A 17,966-nucleotide genomic window follows, 5' to 3' on the forward strand; every position below is an offset into this window, starting at 1 on the left:
GCATCTATCAGTAAGATACGCCAAGCCTTCCACTTACTTAGGTACTCAGGAGAGAAAAATGTCAGCGTCATTTTACCAGCAAATTAATGAGCAATTGGAACAAACCCGCTCTGAAGGTTTATTTAAAACTGAACGTATTATCACATCTTCCCAGGATGCCAATATTGCTGTCGCAGAGGGTAACCAAGTCATTAATTTTTGTGCTAACAACTACTTAGGTTTGGCTAATCACCCTGACCTGATCGCTGCTGCAAAAGCAGGAATGGATAGCCACGGTTTTGGTATGGCATCCGTTCGTTTTATTTGTGGTACGCAAGACTCCCATAAAGAATTAGAAAATAAGATAGCTGAATTTTTAGGCTTGGAAGATGCCATTCTGTATTCCTCGTGTTTTGATGCCAACGGCGGCCTGTTTGAAACGCTGTTTGGGCCGGAAGATGCCATTATTTCTGATGCCTTGAACCACGCTTCCATCATTGATGGTATCCGTTTATGCAAAGCGAAACGTTACCGTTATGCCAATAATGACATGCAGGAATTAAGAGCGCAGTTGGAGAAAGCGAAGGCCGAAGGTGCGCAAAATATTCTGATCGCAACAGATGGCGTTTTTTCAATGGACGGAGTGATTGCTGATTTGAAATCCATCTGTGATCTGGCTGATGAATTTGGTGCATTGGTCATGGTGGATGATTCACATGCGGTTGGTTTTGTTGGTAAAAATGGCCGTGGCACACATGAATATTGTGATGTCATGGGACGTGTCGATATTATCACTGGTACGCTGGGTAAGGCTCTGGGCGGTGCGTCGGGTGGTTATACCGCTGCACGTAAAGAAGTTGTTGAGTGGCTGCGTCAGCGTTCACGTCCTTATCTGTTCTCCAACTCACTGGCTCCTGCCATTGTTTCTGCATCTATCAAAGTGCTGGAGATGTTGGAAAATGGAGATGACCTGCGTGAGCGTCTTTGGAGAAATGCGAATCTGTTCCGTGAGAAAATGACTGCCGCAGGTTTCACTTTAGCAGGAGCAGATCATGCGATTATCCCTGTCATGTTGGGTGATGCGAAATTAGCCCAAGAATTTGCGGCGGAATTGCTGAAAGAAGGCATCTATGTGATTGGATTCTTCTATCCGGTTGTTCCTAAAGGCCAAGCGCGTATTCGAACCCAGATTTCAGCAGCCCATACTGAAGAACAAATTGAGCAAGTGGTGGCGGCGTTTACACGGATTGGCAAGCAATTAGACGTCATTGCATAAGGTATCACTATGAAAGCATTATCAAAATTAAAGTCAGAAGAAGGGATTTGGATGACGGATGTGCCCACTCCGGAGCTTGGGCACAATGATGTGATGATTAAAATCCGCAAAACGGCCATTTGTGGTACGGATGTTCACATCTATAACTGGGATGATTGGTCCCAGAAAACGATCCCTGTCCCGATGGTGGTAGGGCACGAATATGTCGGTGAAGTGGTTGCGATTGGTCAGGAAGTAAAAGGATTCAAAATTGGTGATCGTGTTTCCGGTGAAGGGCATATCACCTGTGGTCATTGCCGTAACTGCCGTGGTGGCCGTACTCATTTATGCCGTAATACCACTGGCGTTGGTGTGAACCGTGAGGGTGCTTTTGCTGAATATCTGGTAATTCCGGCACTTAACGCCTTTAAAATTCCAGACAATATTTCGGATGAGTTGGCGGCTATTTTTGATCCTTTTGGTAATGCGGTACATACAGCGCTGTCTTTTGATTTGGTCGGGGAAGATGTACTGGTATCCGGCGCTGGTCCCATCGGGATTATGGCAGCGGCGGTGTGTAAGCATGTCGGGGCGCGCCATGTCGTGATTACAGATGTTAATGAATATCGCCTTGAATTAGCGCGTAAAATGGGCGTTACCCGTGCCGTGAATGTCAGCAAAGAAAATTTGGCTGATGTGATGGCTGAATTGGGAATGACAGAAGGTTTTGATGTTGGACTGGAAATGTCCGGCGCACCACCTGCGTTCCGTACTTTGCTTAATACCATGAATCATGGTGGACGCATTGCATTATTGGGCATTCCACCTTCAGACATGGCGATAGATTGGAATCAGGTCATCTTTAAGGGGCTGTTTATCAAAGGTATTTACGGACGTGAGATGTTCGAAACATGGTACAAGATGGCAGCATTGATCCAATCTGGCTTAGATCTGACTCCAATTATTACCCATCAATTCTCGATTGATGAGTACCAGAAAGGCTTTGATATCATGCGGTCAGGGCAATCTGGCAAAGTTATCTTAAATTGGGATTAAAAACGTGAAAAAGGCCGCGTTAAGCGGCCTTATAATAATTAATGGCTGGTTTCTGTAAGCGGAGTATTTATTGTTTTTTCTCTAAAAGATACATAAGTATCTACATCAAATAGAGAAAATGATTCTATCTGGTCTATCGGTAATATATGTCGAAATTGATATACTGATAATGGCTCAGAACTTAACGTTATGCCTTTTTGATTATAAATATCCACATAATAATGTTCGACGTTGAAAGACAAATTATCTTTATCTCGATATCCGCTTATAAACGGTATAATTGACACCATTGCATCTGAATGCGTATGGAAATTATAAAACTTCGCTTCATCAACCATCCCAACGTATACTTTCCGGGATTTAAGGGTGACCATAACGAGAAGACCGTGCTCTAAGGATTCTAACAACAATTGATTTACAGAGTCTTTCTTCGCATTATTCCTAATAGCTTTAATCCTGTATTTATAGTTTTCTGATCTATTTTTAGCAGTTGAAGCTTGGCCTATGCTCATAAGAACTGTAGATATGGCCACTATCCATGAAAAAAAGCTTGCTGTGGCGTATCTGAACCCATTCAAATCTGTAGCAAATGTAAACTGAGTATATTTTGCGCCTAAATATGAAGGTATGTTCATGATATACATTGCTAAATACAATAAAGCATCAATAAATACAGCCATGATAAAGCCAGCGATCAAAAACTCACCGCCTTTTAGAGCCACTTGAAAATAAGCATTCCATCCTTGCGCTTTTTGTAGCTCAATTTTTGATGGTATATCACTATCAATATATTTGTAGCCACAGATCAAAACAAAAGTAATAAAAACAGGCCACATAATAGTTATTTATCCTTCGATAAAGCTTTTATATTATGCTCAAAATCCGCAATTACCTCACTATTTTCCTTGTTAATCAGGACAGTACCATCATTTCTGATCAACAATCTTTGTGAGCTGTCTTCAGTATCTGTGTTTTTCGTTCTTAACAATCTGGCAGTTTCTCTAATAATTTTATCAGGAGAAATATATGCCTTATCTATGAATTTTGTAAATGACATGACCCCCTCTCCTTACTCTCTGTATTATCATGATTTAATCATAACGACCAACAGCCGCTCGTTTTCTATACTAAGTTTACTTGCAAGTAGCACTTGTATCAATCTGATAATGTCCTGTAATGCACCAAACACAACACAATATTGATACTTTATTCGGTTAATGCAATCACGGTAAATTTTAATCGACCAGAAAATAGCATTTATACAACCAATTATAAAATACTGTATGTATATACAGTATCATTTGTGATATCAACAGGACAGAAGATTCTACCTATTAATAACCCGAATTATGTTCAAACCATCATGGAGAACTCTTCTTCGCCTCTTCTTTCTGCTGCGACGTTGTTTTACCCAAGAGTTTTTGAATGTGCTGATTTAAGGTATTGATGACGATATTGTTAGCTAATTCTTTTCCTATCATCTTGATATAAGCCAACTGAGTTACTGGGGCTGGCTCTGATTCGCCGGGCTTGCACTTGCGTGCTATTTGTTGTTGTTGGTTGTTCTTATTTGTAGGTCTGTGGCTTAGTAACATGCTGGGTGTTACCAACTCAATATCACTGGGTAATGTTGCGAGAGTTTGCTGTAAGGCGCGTACAGTCGTTGGATGTGGATGCCCAATGGCAATAGCAAAACCTTGTTTACGGGCAAGGGTAATTGCCCGGTTGAGCTGGTGTTTTGTTTCAGCTTCGGTTTGAACATTATCCAAAAAAATATTTCGGCGGATCACTGGAACAGATGTTCCTATCGCTGCTTTAGTGACTTGTGTATTCCCGATCGTGACACTATCCAGAAAATAGAGATGGTGACGAGATAATATTTGCATCACTTTTTCCATGCCACGGAGATTGGATGTCATTGCGCTACCCATATGGTTATTCATACCAACAGCATGGGGAATTTTCTGTATCGCATCTTGAATAATACGACCAATTTCTTCCTGACTCATGGCCGGATGCAGGGTATTTTTTTCTAAAGGTTGTTTGCTTAGTGGCGCCATCGGCAGGTGGATCAACACTTCCCGCCCTTGTTGATGGGCTTTTTCTGCCATTTTCCTGCCGTGTGGAGAATTGGGTAGTATTGCGATAGAGATCGCAATGGGCATTTGTAATATCTTGTTTTCCTCGTGAACACGGTATCCAACATCATCAATGACAATGGCTAAGCGTGCAGCGTGGGCATTCAAGGTAAACGTCAATGACATGACGAATAGCAATATCCAAAATAACAGAGTTAGCGAACTAACATGTTTTATTAATAGATACTGCATCTTCATCATTAATATGTTCATCCTATGTTGTGTTTTACCCTATCTACCTAACCACGGTAATGGATTAACAGCCCGCCCCTGACGACGAATTTCAAAGTACAGTGAAGGTTGTTTTTGTCCGCCACTATTACCGACCAGTGCGATTGGCTGACCAGCCCGAACTTGCTGCCCAACTTTGACGAGTGTGCTTTGATTGTAGCCGTAAAGGCTCATATCACCTTTACCGTGTTCAATCACGATAACCAAACCATAGCCTTGCAACCAGTCTGCCAGTAATACGCGTCCATCAGAGATGGCTCTCACTTCTGTGCCTTCTGCTGCGGCGATAACAATCCCTTTCCAGCGCAGTTCACCCTGTATTGCTTCACCAAAACTATGGATGACATTGCCGCGTACAGGCCAGATTGCTTGCCTTGCCGGACGCCCAAGACCACCTGTCCGGGCCATGAGAGCACGTTCATCTTCTGTAGGTTTATAGCTGGCGCCTTTTTGCTGAGCCTGTTTCTGTTTAGCGGCAACTTGGGCACGAACGCGAGCAGCCTCGCGAGCCTCACGTTCAGCACGGGCTTTGGCTTCTCGTTCAGCTTTGGCAATTTTATTTCTCAAGCTGGTTTCATTTTGCCTAAGCTCCGTCAGACTCTGTTGATCTTTTTTCAATGAAGATTCGAGCACTGTTAGCGTGTTTTGTCGTGCAGTTCGGGCAACTTCCATTTTTTGTTTCTGTTGCTTCTGGCTGTTCAGTATTACTCTTTGTTCACTTTGTTTTTCCAGTTGTAATTTTTTTTGCTGGTTAAGTTCTTCTGTTGTTTTTTGCAGTTTGGAGATAGTTTCTTGGCGTGCCTGATTCAAGTAACTGTAATAAGCAAGAATGCGTTCTTTGCGTTGAGTTTCTTCGCCATTGAGCAACAACTCTAATCCTTGGTGATTTCCTTGCCGGAATGCGGCATTCAATTGACTGGCAAGTAATTTACGTTGTTCTTTTTGTTGCGTTTGCAGCCGTTTGATATTTGTATTCATTGATGAGAGTTCGTTTCCCAGTTTATTCAGGCGAGCCTGAGTACCGTGCAGAGAGCGGCCTACTTCTGAGATCGTGCTTTCTTGTTCTTTCAATTGATTAACGAGGTCGGTGCGTTGTTTTTGCTGTTGTTTTACACTTTTCTCTTTCTCGGCAATATCCTGTTGAATATCTTTGAGCTGATTTTTATTCTCTGAGATCTGGTTGGCGAAAGCGTTTGTACTGAAGCTGAAAAAAGCAAACAATAAGACACAGAGCGATAACACTCTGGTTTTCTTTTGCCACTGATATTGCTTCTGCCGATTCGCACGGCGCTTTAGGTCCTTACTTTCAGCCATCTTATTGAATACCCTGCTGCTATGCCTTTCTGCTATCTTTTTTTCTGCTATATAAAGCCCGATTATTTCATGAGGAATTGCCCCTGACCAGAGAACAGTCTGTTTTTTATCGTCAATATAAGTTTTAGTTAATTTAGTTCATATATTGTCGAAGATCCTGCCCCAGCTCAATGTGACATGGAATATTTTAATGATGTATTACAATTGAGAGCTTCTCGGTGTATTTTTTAATTTTTCTCGAAACTCTCCGCAAAATCTGCACAAATGTGCATAGTGTTAGTGCTAATTGGCTGTAATTGACGCAACACACAGGTATACTCTGCTACCTTAGATATTTGTTATTAACTAACGGGAGTTGTTGCCCTCCATGCTGCAAGAAATCATGCAATTTATTAGCCGGAACACGATCCTGAGTCTTGTTTGGATTGCATTGCTGGTGGCTGTCATCGTCATGACGGCGAAAAGTGTGTTCTCCAAGAGTAAAGAGATCACCCGTGCGCAAGCTATTCATTTGATCAATAAGGAAGATGCTATCGTCGTGGATTTACGCTCCCGTGACGATTTCCGCAGAGGGCATATTATTGGTGCCGTTAACCTGACACCATCCGAGATTAAAGATAACAATCTGGGTGAGCTGGAAAAACATAAAAAGCAGCCTGTCATTGTTGTTTCAGCGAATGGATTGGAATCCAGAACACCGGCGGAGAACTTGATTCGCTCCGGTTTTGAGCAGGTCTATTCCCTGAAAGAGGGGATCGCTGGGTGGGCGGGTGAAAACTTGCCATTGGCCCGAGGCAAGCGATAACGAGTTTAGGTGCAAGCAGAATGCTTGCATTATCGAAGGTTTAATAAGGACGTCTGAAAAAGGTAATTATTATGTCAGAACAAAACAACACAGAAATGGCTTTCCAGATCCAGCGTATTTACACGAAAGACGTTTCTTTCGAAGCACCAAAAGCGCCTCAGATTTTCCAGCAGGACTGGCAACCAGAAGTCAAATTGGATCTGGATACGGCTTCCAGTGAATTGGTTCAGGGAGTCTATGAAGTTGTTCTGCGTGTCACCGTTACGGCGACATTAGGAGAAGAAACCGCATTTCTGTGTGAAGTTCAGCAAGCGGGTATTTTCTCTATTGATGGTATCGAAGGAACCCAACTGGCACATTGCTTAGGTGCATATTGCCCGAACATCCTGTTCCCATATGCTCGTGAATGTATCACCAGCTTGGTCGGACGTGGTACTTTCCCACAACTGAACCTGGCTCCGGTTAACTTTGATGCTTTGTTCATGAACTACCTGCAACAGCAGGCTGAATCTCAGCCTGATGAGGCAGAACAGGAAGCCTAATGAATACTGTTTCTATGACAGTGATCGGTGCCGGTTCATACGGCACCGCCTTAGCCATTACGTTGGCGCGCAATGGGCATGAGGTCGTGCTCTGGGGACATAACCCTGAGCACGTTCATGCCTTGCAACAAGCGCGTTGTAATCAGGCATTTTTGCCGGATGTTTCTTTCCCTGATAGCTTACTGCTTGAAGCTGATCTGAAGAGTGCGGTATCAGCCAGCCAGAACATCCTGATAGTGGTTCCCAGCCATGTTTTCGGCAATGTCTTACAGCAGATAAAACCACATTTGCAACATGATAGCCGCATTGTTTGGGCAACTAAGGGCCTTGAAGCTGAAACAGGGCGCTTATTACAAGATGTGGCTCGTGAGATATTAGGCAATGAAATCCCCTTGGCAGTCGTTTCTGGCCCGACATTCGCAAAAGAACTGGCGGCAGGTTTACCAACTGCGATCGCCGTTTCTGCTACAACACCTGAATTTGGCGAAGAACTCCAGCAGTTTTTCCATTGTGGCAAAAGCTTCCGGGTATACAAAAACCCTGATTTCATTGGGGTACAACTCGGCGGTGCAATAAAAAATGTTATTGCAATTGGTGCGGGTATCTCTGATGGTATGGGATTCGGCGCGAATGCCCGCACGGCATTGATTACCCGCGGATTGGCAGAAATGAGCCGCCTCGGAGTAGCATTAGGGGCTGACCCATCTACATTCATGGGCATGGCTGGATTAGGTGATCTCGTCCTGACCTGTACTGACAACCAATCCCGTAACCGTCGTTTTGGCATGATGTTGGGGCAGGGTATCAATGTTGATGATGCTCAACATGAGATTGGGCAAGTGGTTGAAGGGTATCGCAACACCAAAGAAGTTCGTGCGCTGGCGGAAAGAGTAGGCGTTGAAATGCCTATTACAGAACAGATTTACCAGATACTGTACTGCGATAAAAATGTGATTGAAGCTGCTCAAGCACTATTGGGAAGAGCTACAAGAGATGAAGGAGAAAGCTCTCATTCTTAAGCAATGATAGGAACGACTGATATGTCGCGAGAAGAACTGAATGAAGTCTGGAAAAATATAAAAAATGAGGCAAAAGCGCTGGCAGACTGTGAACCCATGTTAGCCAGTTTTTTTCACGCGACACTACTCAAGCATGAAAATCTTGGTAGTGCCCTGAGCTACATGCTGGCAAATAAGCTGGCAACCCCGATTATGCCTCCCATTGAAGTCAGAGAAGTCGTTGAAAGTGCGTATCGCAGTGATCCCAAGATGATCGAATCCGCAGCAAGTGATATCAAAGCTGTTCGATTGCGTGATCCGGCGGTAGACAAGTACTCTACTCCATTACTTTACCTTAAGGGTTTCCATGCACTACAGGCCTATCGCATCGCACATTGGTTGTGGAAACAAGAGCGCAACGCATTGGCAATCTATCTGCAAAACCAGATCTCAGTTTCATTTGGTGTAGATATCCATCCTGCCGCAAAAATTGGCTGCGGTATCATGCTTGACCATGCAACTGGCATTGTGATTGGTGAGACGGCAGTTGTTGAGAATGATGTATCCATTCTGCAATCTGTGACTCTTGGGGGAACAGGCAAAACTAGCGGAGATCGTCATCCGAAAGTACGTGAAGGGGTGATGATTGGAGCGGGTTCTAAGATCCTCGGAAATATCGAGATTGGTCGCGGCGCAAAAATTGGGGCAGGATCTGTTGTATTAAGGCCAGTGCCACCTCATACCACAGTGGCGGGCGTACCGGCGCGGATTGTCGGAAAGCCGGAAAGTGATAAGCCATCACTGGATATGAACCAGCTCTTTAATGGCATCAATAATGGATTTGAGAACGGGGATGGGATTTAAAGTACCGTTCTTTTTTTATAAGCAGTAATAAAAAACATTCAGCGCGGATTAGGCGCTGAATGTTATGTATTAATCCCGCAATAGCGCACCGGGATAACCCAGCTGCCGCCATGCTTCAAACACAACCACAGCAACAGAATTGGACAGATTCATGCTACGGCTATCCGGCAGCATGGGGATTCTGATTTTTTGTTCTGTGGGCATGTTATCCAACACATAAGATGGCAAGCCACGGGTTTCCGGACCAAACATCAGATAATCACCATCACGATAACTCACATTACTGTGTGCCGGAGTACCTTTTGTGGTTAAGGCAAACAGGCGGGCTCCAGAAGAGGATTGTGAATTGACTGAACTGAGTCTTTCACTTTCCAGAAATGCGTTGTAATCGTGATATTGTTTGATATTAGCAAACTCGTGGTAATCCAACCCCGCACGACGGAGGCGTTTGTCGTCCCATGTAAAACCCAAAGGTTGAATGAGATGAAGCTGACAGCCTGTGTTGGCACAAAGGCGGATGATATTGCCTGTGTTAGGCGGGATTTCTGGTTCGAATAGGACGATGTTTAGCATGGTGCTTCTAGCATTAGGAATTTATGATAGTAATATCTGCGTTTAATTAATGGTGATTAAGGATAAATTCATACCATTTAGATTTTCCAGAAAAATCATTAGCTAATTTATATTAAATGAATTGAAAAATCTAATTTATGAGAATACTAACACGTTCACCTATAGATAGTGATAATAAATACTGAACAATATATTCTCTAGAGTGCTTTTCATAAGATTCAGGAGGCGACCAATATGGTATGACTTTAGCATTTTTACTGTCAAATGGTCCTTGTTTCCATTCATATATAATAGCATCTGAGCTTTTACATATTAATGTATGGCAAGTCATTGGTGGGATTTCTGCGGCGTATATGTTACTTCCCTTTCCTAGTTCAAAAATATCTTCAACTATTCCTTTGTGTGAAAAAATCATAAGTAATATATGGCCTTTTATAATATGAAAAAATTCCCATTGTGAAGATAAAGCGTGATAATGAGGAGGGATATAACTACCATATTGAAGGCCAATGGCAAGCCTCTGTACAGGTTCTGAATAACTGTTATGTAAGTTATAATGATAACGAAGTCTTGGTGATAATTTAGCCTTATAAAGTAATTCATCATTAAATTCTTCGGTAAAACATTTTACTTTCATTTTCATAACTCATAACCTAATAATGTTAATTCGGTAAAGTAAATTTATCACATATTTTTTTAGCTGCTGATTGAACAGAAAATCTATCTTTAAGTAAATTAAATGCATTTTTACTTATTTTTTCACGCAGCTCTCTATTTTGTAATAAATTTACAGCTGAATTAAATAGCTTATCATCATCTCCATTGATGGATATCAAACCTGATTCATATTTGTTAATAAGCTCCATGAGATCATTTCCATTGTTAACACTACCTAAAATAGGGATGCTATTAACCATATACCCAAGTAATTTACCCGGGAAATTATGTACCTTATGGTTCTGTGATAAACTAAATAATCCAATGTCAACAGATAATAGAACTTTTTTGAATTCTTCTTGCGATATTGATGGTAAATAAGTAATGTTATCAAGATGAAACTTTTCCTTATATTCTTTCAGTAAGGAAACTTCATCACCTTGACCAATGAAAAGAAAATGAGCCTCAGGAAATACTTTCATTTTATTGGCTAGTCTTAATAGATTTCCTATGTCTTGAGCTTTACCTATATTTCCGCCATAAAAGTAAATTATTTTATCGGCTAAACTTAGTTTTTCCCTTATATTACAAGGCGTATTTTTTTTAGATGAAAAATCAGCCCAATTGTATAGAGTTTCAGTATTATGGAAATGTGGATAATTATCCTGGAATATTTCAAGATTTTTCTGTGACATTAGCCCAATATAATCAGCTGCCAGATAGTTTTTCCTTTCAAAGTATCTAAAATATTTTGCAATAATGGATTTTTCTTTAATTAACCCTTCATCAATGATCCATTGAGGAAAAGAGTCTCTCAATATAAGATACGAAGGACAGTTCCATATTTTTTTTATCTTAGATACTAGTTTACCGAAAAATATTGATGGCGAATAATAAATTATTCCATCAATGTTTTTCGAAATTAGTTCTCTTTTTAAGGTATTCCATGCTCTGATGGATAACAGAGACTCATTGAATGCCCTGGTAATCATGGGCACATCTTTAATTTTTCCACTTGGAAATCTGATTACTTGAATGTTATCTATAATATCTGTTTCTAAGCTTGAAGAATTATTATTTGTGTTAGGTGTGATCACAATAGGCTCATGCCCTTGATTTGATAGTTCAAGGGCAAGTTCATGCATCATTTTAGCACTAACACGCGTACTATCAGGAAGATAATCATCGCAAATTAACACTAAACGCATTATTACTTTTTCCAAACTTTCTGATTAACAAAGTTCGTATAACTCATAATTATACGCAATACTTTCATTGAAACATTATCTATTTGATAATCAGCAACCATGCGTAAATCTCGCGTACCTTCACCATGTTGTTGATCTCTGAGAATTTCTATTCCTTGTAAAATTCGCTCTTCATCAAGACCAACAAACATAACAGAGGCTTCCTCAAAGCCTTCTGGACGCTCATGTACTTCACGCAAATTTAATGCTGGAAAGTTAAGAATTGATGATTCTTCTGTAATTGTTCCACTATCAGACAGAACGGCATGCGCATTTTGCTGTAAATGTACATAATCCAGAAATCCGAATGGTTTTAGAAAATGCAAATTTTCAGAGAGAGTGACATCTAAGCTACTAATTTGGTTACGAGTTCTAGGGTGTGTTGAGAAAATTACAGGTTGATTATATTTTTCTGAAATTAAATTAAGTGTATTAATTAACGACTTCAATTTTTCTGGAGAATCAACATTTTCTTCTCTATGTGCACTAACCAAAAAGTATTTTCCTGCCTGTAACCCTAGTTTTTTCAAGATATCTGAGCGTGAAATATCTTCTTTATAATAATTTAAAACTTCGCGCATAGGACTCCCTGTTTTTATCACCTGATCTGCAGGAAGCCCTTCTCGTAATAAATATTCTCGAGCAATTTCGCTATAAGTCATATTGATGTCAGATATATGGTCGACAATTTTTCGATTTATTTCTTCAGGAACACGATAGTCGAAACAGCGATTACCTGCCTCCATATGGAAAATTGGAATTTTTTTACGCTTCGCTGCAATAGAAACTAATGCGCTATTTGTATCACCTAAAATCAGGAGTGCATCTGGTTGTAATTTTTCGAAGATCTTATCAGCTTCAATAATTACATTGCCGATTGTTTCTGCTGCATTTTTCCCCGCTGCTCCTAAGAAAAAATCAGGCTTTCTTATTCTTAATTCATTAAAGAAAACCTGATTTAATTCAAAATCATAATTTTGTCCTGTATGAACCAGAGTATGCTCTGTGTATTTATCCAATTCTGCTATGATTCGTGACAAACGAATAATCTCAGGCCTAGTACCAACTACCGTTATTACCTTTAGTTTTTTATTGGAAATATTTATTGTATTCATTATGCATCTTCTTGATCAAATTGTTCCAACTGTCTGCTTGAAAACCGGTCTCTTTCTTAAATAAATCGGAATTTAAGCTACGATCTATGACCAAGTCTTGAGATTCATGAATATGAATATTTTTTCCATAAATTGAATTAACAAGGTTAAGTAGTTCATATTTATTAATTGGAGAAACACTCAAATGTTTGAGACCGGACAAAGAACTGCATGGTAATACGTAATTATCAATAATCTCAGCCATATAACAAGTTGGTAAACCAGAAAAAATAGCCTTAGAGAATCCTTTAACTTCAATTGATTGAGAAAGAAACCAATCAATCAAACTATGGTGACTTGCTAACTCATGCCCGATAATTGATGTTCTTAAAGTTAAATGACCACTGTATGTTACTTCGCCAAGATGTTTTGTTCTTCCATACAAATCAGTCGAATCAGGTATATTTGATTCAAAATAATTACCTTTTTCCCCACTGAAAACACAATCAGTAGAAAAATGGATCAATTTTGCACCGTATTTTGTACATATCTTTGCTAGTTTATGCGGAAATAATGAGTTTATCTCAATTGAACAAATATTATTCTTAGCAGCATCAAGCTGTTTAATTATACCAATACAATTAAATAAAAAATCTGGCTTGAAATCTCGGATCACGTCTTCAATTGAGGACAGATTATCAACATTAATGTTAGATATGATATTTTCGAAACCTTGTTGTTTCACTAAATGTACAGCATTTTCACTGCGTGTGGTTCCTAAGACATCATAATTTTTGCTAGAAGAAAAATGCCTGAACAAACTACCACCGAGCATTCCACTAGCACCAAGAACAAGAATTCTTTTATGCATCAGGATCAGCCTTTTCTCCTGCTTCAACCTTGTTTATGTAATCAAGTTTACATAACATTGAGATCATTTCATCAACATTTAAACGATAAGTATTATGAGAGTTATAGTCTTCAATCGACTGAATGTCTTTATTTCCCCTTTCGAAGTATTTTTCATAATTCAAATCACGGTTATCCGCTGGGATTCTATAGTAATTACCCTGATCTTCAGCGACTAGCATTTCTTCACGGCTACACAATACCTCGAAAAGTTTTTCACCATGACGAGTACCAATAATGTTGATAGGATACTCTGGTGATTTAGTGACATGTAAAATAGCTTGAACCAGCGTTTCGATCGTTGCTGCTGGTGATTTTTGTACAAAGATGTCGCCATTTGTACCATGCTCAAATGCATGCAATACTAAATCAACAGCATCATCCAATGTCATCATAAAACGGGTCATATTAGGATCTGTAATTGTAATAGGTCGTTCCTCCCAAATTTGATTGATAAAAAGAGGAATGACAGAACCACGTGAAGCCATAACATTACCGTAGCGGGTAGCACAAATAACGGTGTCCTTTGGTGAGTTACGTGATTTACCAACAATGACTTTTTCCATCATAGCCTTTGATGTACCCATAGCATTAATGGGATATACAGCTTTATCTGTACTTAAGCAAACAACTCGTGTCACCCCATTGATTATTGCCGCCTCCAATACGTTATCTGTGCCAAATATGTTGGTTTTTACGGCCTCCATTGGATAAAACTCGCAAGAGGGAACTTGCTTTAATGCTGCTGCATGATAAATATAATCAACCCCACGGGTTGCCGATAAGATGCTGTTATAATCGCGCACATCACCTATATAAAACTTTAATTTATCATTGGAGTATTTCTTGCGCATATCGTCTTGTTTTTTTTCATCGCGACTAAATATACGGATTTCTTTTATATCAGTATCTAAAAATCGCCTTAAAACTGCATTTCCAAATGAACCTGTTCCACCAGTAATGAGTAAAGTTTTATTTTTAAACATATTAATATATTCCAGTCAATTTAAAATACGCATTTAGATAGTTTTGGGACATAATTTCGTCTGTGTATTTTTTAGTATATTTTATAAAGGCATTTTTCGATAAATTTTCTTTATTTTCAATTGCAGAATATAGTGCGATAAGTAAAGAGTTATCATTATCTAATTGAAAAAATGCAGCTTCACTTTCTGAGAATAATTCTCTGAATGAAGGAATATCTGAACATACTAAAGGTAATTTGCATGATGCACCTTCAATTAATGAAAGGCCAAAACCTTCACTTCTAGATGGTAATATAAAGATATCAAAATTATATATATAATCAATAGGGTTATCTTTGAACCCGAGAATAAAGACTCTGTTGTTAACATTTAATTCTATTGATAGCCTAATAAGTTCATCTTTTTGTGGGCCATCCCCAATTATGATAAATATAGCATTAGGTATTTTAGGTAATATTTTTATTACTTGCTCAAGACCTTTTCTTCTTGTTAAAGAACAGGAACTTCCTATCAAAATGTTATTTTTTTTATTTTTAATTATGTGATTTATGTCATCTTTACTATTCTTGTTGAATTTTTGGAGAGGTCTCCCATTATATATATGCTCTATTTTTCTTTTTAAGAAAATATTTTTCATATAATAGCTTTCCATGTTCTTTGATAATGTGATAACTATTTTGTGTCTAGATAGGAATATACTCCACAATATACTAATTAAGTAAGAGGTTATCTTTTTTTTAGTTGAATAGTAGAAACTTTCATAATTATATTGGTGAATTGTTGATATGAATTTTTTCCTATTTTTATTAAAAAAACTATTTTTAAACAGATATAAATCTGTTCTTAAAGTATGAGAATGAATTACGTCATAGTAATCCATGTTTATTTTATCACTGAATTTTATTTTCTTTGATTTGCATGGGAATGTTAATGGATTTATACAGTCCTCAAAATAATAAATACAGATGTCATCTATTTCTTTTTTTTTAATTAAATTACATATTAAGTCATGCACAACTATAATAGGGCCTTTTTTTTCTAACTTTGGTATTATATATGCTATTTTCATATTAATTTATACTTACCTTATTATTATGAATTAATAAACATAATGTTATATAAGAGAAGAAATATGGTAAAGATGTTCCTGAAAGTGAAAATGATGAAATCATAAAAGGAAATACTAAATAAAGAAAGTGAATTTTAAATACTTTTATTAAATATATTAAGTATATTATAAAAAGAATGAAAAAAGTCAAACCCATTTCTAGTAATATAGTTAATAAAAGGTTATGGGCTCCAATACCAATAATATTTATACTATTTCCAAGCCCGTAACCAAAAAATATATTAAGTAAAGATGAGTTTTCTATATTATTTACTGCTGCATTAATAATGTAGAATTTGCTATTAAAACTAAGATCAGTATTAAACTCATTAATGAAAAATGGAATTGTGAAAATAATTATGATTGGAGTTAATATAAAAAGAATAAATCCTTTATTTCTATATATAAAAAAGTATATGCAAATAATTGCGGAAATAAGTGAAGCTCTGGAAAAAGTTAGAGCAATTGATAATAGGAATAGGGATATTATAATATAAAATGTGAATTTATTTATTCTTCCATCTTTAAAAATGAAAAGAAAAGATGACAGTATAGCAATAATTTGGATTCCAAGAAAATTAGAGTCTCTATACATAAGAGAGTTTGTCTTATATATCATATAACCCAGATCTAAATTTTCTAGCACTTCTTTATTTTCTAGATTTGGATTGTTTATCCTCCATATTCCATCAAAAATAAATATAAAGGCTAACGTAATGAAAATGATAAGGATAACTCTTTGTGATGCTTTTTTATGATTCAAAAAGTGAGAAGTAATTATAGGAGATAACAAAGATATTATTATATTTAACACCATATTAAATGGTGAGTTTAAAAATAAAAGTAAAGATAATATTGTTGCTAATAAAAAATAAAAAGAGTGCTCATTAGCAGTTAACTTTTTATTAACCATAGAGTATAAAATTATAGTTAATGATAATATAAATGCTATTATATATATAGGGCTAAATTGAGTGATCTGTGTAAAATACAAATTACTACCGAGTAACCATAGATAACCAAATAATATATTCTGTTTAGTTATTTGCATTTTTGATTATTCTTAATATATTAATTGTTAATTTAGGTGTCAATTTAAACATAAGTAATAGAAACGATAGTTTGGTTCTCTTTCTTAAAAGTGAAATAATATTCTTAAAGTTATATATATCTATGTTGATTTCTTTTTTTATTTTTATGCTATTGATAGTAGGATTATTTACTAAATAGATTATAAGGGGAACAACTAAATGAGCTAGATATAGAGTTGCATAATTTTTTTCATATTTATTATATGTTTTATTTTTTTCTAGATAATTTCTTATGTACTCTGTTACCCAAAATCGGTCTATTAAATATTTTTCGTTTTGTGTCTGCGTTATTGAATTTTTCCTTATAACATAATTATATAATGGCTTATTTATATAACATATTTTTTTTGAGTTAAGTATTATTTGGTGCATTATTGCAATATCTTCAAAGTATCTTCCAACAGGGAATTTAGTTTCGTTAACAATCTCTTTTTTAAAAATTTTGTTCCAAGCGCTAGGTAATACAGCAACCGATTCTAAAAATACATGATATATATCTAAGGAATTATTTTCTGGGTTTATGTGTTGTTTCAAATATCTTATTTTATTTCCATCTTCATCTACAGTTTGAACATCACATACGCATATATCAGAGTGAGTTTGTGTAATTTTATTCATCATATCTTGTAGAAAATCATTATGTATATGATCATCGCTATCAATGAATGAAATATATTCTCCTGTAGCGTGTTCTATGCCTTTATTGCGAGCTGCACTTAATCCTGAGTTTTTTTGAGTGATTATCTTAAATCGATAGTCGTTCTCTATTAGAGGAAGGATTTTTTCTATCGATTTATCAATGCTTCCATCGTTAATTATTATTACTTCAAAGTTATTATAACTTTGTTTTTTTATACTACTTATACATTTCTCTATATATTTTTCCACATTGTAAACGGGTACTATGACTGAAATTTTATTTTTTAAATTAAGGGGCATTATTTATATCCTTGGGATATTTTATGTGAAATTTTAGAGCAAACTTAAATAAGTTTTCATAAACACTGAAATTCTGAAGACTCCTTATTCCAGTAGTGTGGGGAGTAAGGAAGTGTCCTACCATTTTGAAATGCTATTATTTAGATAACAACTGAATTTTACCTTTAACCATTTTTAGAA

Annotated in this window: 19 protein-coding genes; 6 read left to right on the forward strand and 13 right to left on the reverse strand. The window is 37.3% G+C overall.

All coding sequences use genetic code 11. The features are described 5' to 3' along the window. The first annotated feature begins 58 nt into the window (after window positions 1-58). Complete coding sequence (gene kbl, locus Xmir_RS17035) at window positions 59-1,255, forward strand: glycine C-acetyltransferase (protein WP_099115335.1); 1,197 nt, start codon at window positions 59-61, stop codon at window positions 1,253-1,255. A 9-nt stretch (window positions 1,256-1,264) separates the two neighbouring features. Continuing rightward, window positions 1,265-2,290 carry an L-threonine 3-dehydrogenase gene (gene tdh / locus Xmir_RS17040; protein ID WP_099115336.1) on the forward strand — a complete coding sequence of 342 codons (1,026 nt, stop codon included), beginning with the start codon at window positions 1,265-1,267 and terminating at the stop codon, window positions 2,288-2,290. 38 nt (window positions 2,291-2,328) lie between these two features. On the opposite strand, the gene Xmir_RS17045 is transcribed toward tdh, so the two are convergent. The 4 genes from Xmir_RS17045 to envC all read right to left on the reverse strand — a co-directional run bounded on the left by Xmir_RS17045 (window position 2,329) and on the right by envC (window position 5,973). Further along, window positions 2,329-3,126 carry a hypothetical protein gene (locus Xmir_RS17045; RefSeq protein WP_099115337.1) on the reverse strand — a complete coding sequence of 266 codons (798 nt, stop codon included), beginning with the start codon at window positions 3,124-3,126 and terminating at the stop codon, window positions 2,329-2,331. A gap of 5 nt (window positions 3,127-3,131) precedes the next feature. Next, window positions 3,132-3,347: a hypothetical protein gene (locus Xmir_RS17050; RefSeq protein ID WP_099115338.1), complete on the reverse strand. Its 216-nt coding sequence runs from the start codon at window positions 3,345-3,347 to the stop codon at window positions 3,132-3,134. A gap of 304 nt (window positions 3,348-3,651) precedes the next feature. Further along, complete coding sequence (locus Xmir_RS17055) at window positions 3,652-4,629, reverse strand: divergent polysaccharide deacetylase family protein (protein WP_099115339.1); 978 nt, start codon at window positions 4,627-4,629, stop codon at window positions 3,652-3,654. A gap of 30 nt (window positions 4,630-4,659) precedes the next feature. Continuing rightward, window positions 4,660-5,973, reverse strand: a complete 1,314-nt coding sequence (envC, locus tag Xmir_RS17060; protein WP_099115340.1) for a murein hydrolase activator EnvC — start codon at window positions 5,971-5,973, stop codon at window positions 4,660-4,662. Window positions 5,974-6,340: 367 nt separating this feature from the next. Between envC and Xmir_RS17065 the strand changes: the two genes are divergently transcribed. The 4 genes from Xmir_RS17065 to cysE all read left to right on the forward strand — a co-directional run bounded on the left by Xmir_RS17065 (window position 6,341) and on the right by cysE (window position 9,182). Continuing rightward, the gene (locus Xmir_RS17065) at window positions 6,341-6,778 is read left to right on the forward strand and encodes a rhodanese-like domain-containing protein (protein ID WP_099115341.1); all 438 of its coding nucleotides are present in this window, start codon (window positions 6,341-6,343) and stop codon (window positions 6,776-6,778) included. A 71-nt stretch (window positions 6,779-6,849) separates the two neighbouring features. Beyond that, complete coding sequence (gene secB, locus Xmir_RS17070; protein ID WP_099115342.1) at window positions 6,850-7,320, forward strand: protein-export chaperone SecB; 471 nt, start codon at window positions 6,850-6,852, stop codon at window positions 7,318-7,320. Beyond that, window positions 7,320-8,339 carry an NAD(P)H-dependent glycerol-3-phosphate dehydrogenase gene (gpsA, locus tag Xmir_RS17075; protein ID WP_099115343.1) on the forward strand — a complete coding sequence of 340 codons (1,020 nt, stop codon included), beginning with the start codon at window positions 7,320-7,322 and terminating at the stop codon, window positions 8,337-8,339. The genes secB and gpsA overlap by 1 nt, the downstream gene beginning before the upstream one ends. A 21-nt stretch (window positions 8,340-8,360) precedes the next feature. Then, entirely contained in the window at window positions 8,361-9,182 is an 822-nt protein-coding gene (gene cysE, locus Xmir_RS17080; RefSeq protein WP_099115344.1) for a serine O-acetyltransferase, read from the forward strand. Window positions 9,183-9,251: 69 nt separating this feature from the next. Here cysE and trmL read toward each other — a convergent pair whose 3' ends face one another. The 9 genes from trmL to Xmir_RS17125 form a co-directional block, all read right to left on the reverse strand. Further along, window positions 9,252-9,755, reverse strand: a complete 504-nt coding sequence (gene trmL / locus Xmir_RS17085; RefSeq protein ID WP_099115345.1) for a tRNA (uridine(34)/cytosine(34)/5-carboxymethylaminomethyluridine(34)-2'-O)-methyltransferase TrmL — start codon at window positions 9,753-9,755, stop codon at window positions 9,252-9,254. Window positions 9,756-9,885: 130 nt separating this feature from the next. Next, window positions 9,886-10,398, reverse strand: coding sequence for a WbuC family cupin fold metalloprotein (locus tag Xmir_RS17090; protein WP_099115346.1), 513 nt, complete (start codon window positions 10,396-10,398; stop codon window positions 9,886-9,888). A 19-nt stretch (window positions 10,399-10,417) separates the two neighbouring features. Continuing rightward, window positions 10,418-11,620, reverse strand: coding sequence for a glycosyltransferase family 4 protein (locus tag Xmir_RS17095; protein ID WP_099115347.1), 1,203 nt, complete (start codon window positions 11,618-11,620; stop codon window positions 10,418-10,420). 2 nt (window positions 11,621-11,622) lie between these two features. Next, on the reverse strand, window positions 11,623-12,774 hold the full coding sequence (gene wecB, locus Xmir_RS17100; protein WP_099115348.1) for a non-hydrolyzing UDP-N-acetylglucosamine 2-epimerase: 1,152 nt from the start codon (window positions 12,772-12,774) through the stop codon (window positions 11,623-11,625). Then, window positions 12,749-13,624: a dTDP-4-dehydrorhamnose reductase family protein gene (locus tag Xmir_RS17105; protein ID WP_099115349.1), complete on the reverse strand. Its 876-nt coding sequence runs from the start codon at window positions 13,622-13,624 to the stop codon at window positions 12,749-12,751. Before Xmir_RS17105 ends, wecB begins: the two co-directional genes overlap by 26 nt. Then, window positions 13,617-14,648: a polysaccharide biosynthesis protein gene (locus tag Xmir_RS17110; RefSeq protein ID WP_099115350.1), complete on the reverse strand. Its 1,032-nt coding sequence runs from the start codon at window positions 14,646-14,648 to the stop codon at window positions 13,617-13,619. The genes Xmir_RS17105 and Xmir_RS17110 overlap by 8 nt, the downstream gene beginning before the upstream one ends. A 1-nt stretch (window position 14,649) precedes the next feature. Then, on the reverse strand, window positions 14,650-15,717 hold the full coding sequence (locus Xmir_RS17115) for a glycosyltransferase family 4 protein (RefSeq protein WP_099115351.1): 1,068 nt from the start codon (window positions 15,715-15,717) through the stop codon (window positions 14,650-14,652). Between the two features lies 1 nt (window position 15,718). Further along, the gene (locus Xmir_RS17120) at window positions 15,719-16,807 is read right to left on the reverse strand and encodes a hypothetical protein (protein ID WP_099115352.1); all 1,089 of its coding nucleotides are present in this window, start codon (window positions 16,805-16,807) and stop codon (window positions 15,719-15,721) included. Beyond that, on the reverse strand, window positions 16,794-17,786 hold the full coding sequence (locus Xmir_RS17125) for a glycosyltransferase family 2 protein (RefSeq protein ID WP_099115353.1): 993 nt from the start codon (window positions 17,784-17,786) through the stop codon (window positions 16,794-16,796). The genes Xmir_RS17120 and Xmir_RS17125 overlap by 14 nt, the downstream gene beginning before the upstream one ends. Between the last annotated feature and the right edge of the window lie 180 nt (window positions 17,787-17,966).

The organism is Xenorhabdus miraniensis (assembly GCF_002632615.1).